General features: G+C 64.8%; 1 protein-coding gene. It reads left to right on the top strand.

Going from position 1 to position 1,324, the window contains the following annotated elements; translation table 11 throughout:
* The coding region (locus A5781_RS03235; protein WP_156624351.1) for an AMP-binding protein at window positions 1-1,324 on the top strand (1,324 nt) is incomplete at both ends.

Below are 1,324 nucleotides of genomic sequence, written 5' to 3'. Positions count from 1 at the left end.
AGATGTGTATAAGAGACAGGATTTGACCTTCACCCTGGCCGAGAACTTCACCCAGGCGGGGCAGCCGGCCGGAATCAGCGGGGTAGTGGAGTTTCGCACCGACCTCTTCAACCCCGACAGCATCCACACCCTGATCACCCGATTCCAACGGGTGCTGGAGACAATGACCGCTGACCCGTCGCGGCCGGTGTCCTCGATCGATCTGCTCGACGATTCGGAACGTGTCCGCCTGGAGGGGTGGGGTAACCGGGCGGTGTTGGACCGTCCGGCGGTGTCGGGGGTGTCGATCCCGGCGTTGTTTGCCGCCCAAGTCGCGCGCACGCCCGAGGCGGTGGCGCTGAGTTTCGGGGACCGGTCGTGGACCTATCGCGAGGTGGATGAGGCCGCGAATCGGTTGGCGCACTTCCTGGTTGCCCGTGGGGTGGGCCCGGGTGAGTGCGTAGGGTTGCTGATGGAACGTGGCGCGCAGGCCATCATCGCGATCCTAGGGGTTTTGAAGTCTGGGGCGGCCTACGTGCCGATCGACCCGGGCCTGCCCACAGCGCGGATCGGGTTCATGCTCGGCGATGCCGCCCCGATCGCCGCGATCACCACCACCGGGCTGGCCGCGCGGGTCGACGGTCATCACGTGGCGGTCATTGATGTCAACGACCCCGCCATCGATGTTCAACCCAGTACCCCATTGCCGGCCCCGGCTGCTGAGGATCTTGCGTATCTGATTTACACCTCGGGCACCACCGGGGTGCCCAAAGGCGTTGCCGTGACCCACCACAACGTCACCCAGTTGCTGGGGTCATTGGATGGGGATTTGGCGGCACCGGCACCAGTGTGGGCGCAGGTGCATTCGTATGCCTTCGATGCCTCGGTTGAGGAGATCTGGGGCGCCCTGCTGGGTGGGGGCCGGTTGGTGGTGGTGCCCGAGTCGGTGGCCGGCTCTCCAGAAGAGTTGCATGCGTTACTGATTGCTGAGCAGGTCAGTGTGTTGAGTCAGACTCCTTCGGCGGTGGCGATGCTGTCGCCGCAGGGGTTGGAGTCGGTGGCGTTGGTGGTGGCCGGTGAGGCGTGTCCGGCTGAGGTGGTGGATCTGTGGGCGGCACCAGGGCGGGTGATGATCGATGCGTATGGGCCGACGGAGACCACGGTATGTGCGTCGATCAGCACTCCGCTCACCCCCGAATCTCAGGTGGTGCCGATTGGGTCGCCGATACCGGGGGCGGCGATGTTCGTCTTGGACAGGTGGCTCAAGTCGGTGCCGGCGGGGGTGGTCGGTGAGTTGTATGTGGCCTGTCTCTTATACACATCTGACGCTGCCGACGATCGCATA

This window comes from Mycobacterium sp. 852002-30065_SCH5024008 (assembly GCF_001665645.1).
Classification (GTDB): Bacteria; Actinomycetota; Actinomycetes; order Mycobacteriales; family Mycobacteriaceae; genus Mycobacterium; species Mycobacterium paraffinicum.
Note: the sequence above shows the minus strand (reverse complement) of the source record. Positions and strands in the feature narration are given on the sequence as shown.